Origin of the sequence: Enterobacter cloacae complex sp. ECC445 (assembly GCF_021892025.1) — a bacterium.
In the GTDB taxonomy this organism is placed as follows: domain Bacteria; phylum Pseudomonadota; class Gammaproteobacteria; order Enterobacterales; family Enterobacteriaceae; genus Enterobacter; species Enterobacter chengduensis.
Genome location: NZ_JAKLRZ010000064.1, coordinates 1 through 570, shown reverse-complemented (window position 1 = coordinate 570; position 570 = coordinate 1). Strand labels below are relative to the sequence as shown.

Annotated in this window: 1 protein-coding gene; it reads right to left on the bottom strand. The window is 45.6% G+C overall.

Annotated elements, in window-relative coordinates:
• Positions 1-17 precede the first annotated feature (17 nt).
• Complete coding sequence (locus tag L6R44_RS24840) at positions 18-449, bottom strand: universal stress protein (protein WP_032641521.1); 432 nt, start codon at positions 447-449, stop codon at positions 18-20.
• Positions 450-570 lie beyond the last annotated feature (121 nt).

Sequence of the window (570 nt, the reverse complement as noted above, 5' to 3'; positions counted from 1 at the left end):
ACCTTGCTTTCATGCAATTAACGAATAACGAAAACAGGAACATGGGCGTAACGAACGATACTTGCCGCCTCTGAGCCTAATAAATGGGTTTGAATATTGGGATTTCGGGAGCCGACAATAATCGCGCCGACGGCAAGTTCATCTGCAAGCTTAATCACCTCATCACGAACGTTACCGCTCCGGACGTGGAGGTGAACGCGCTCTTCTGGCAAATTCAATTTTTTGACCAGGTCAGAGAGTTTTTCCCTCGAATTATTAATCATATATTCATCCATCTTACGCGCATCTGAAATAAAACCACGCGTCAGCTCGGCTGAAAATTTTGGCATCACGTGCAGCAAATGAACGTCACCCGATGCGCTCTGCGCCAGAAAATGGGCATGCTGCAACGCTTTATCCGCCAGGCTTGTCTCGTAGACATCCACCGGAACGAGAATGTTTTTGTACATATCGAGCATCCTTTTTATAACCAACACGAGAGTGAGAGAAGCAAAAAGCGCATTAAATGCAGGGGGTTGCCCTTAATGCCAGTTACGGAAAAAAGAGATGAATGATATTAAACGTAGCACA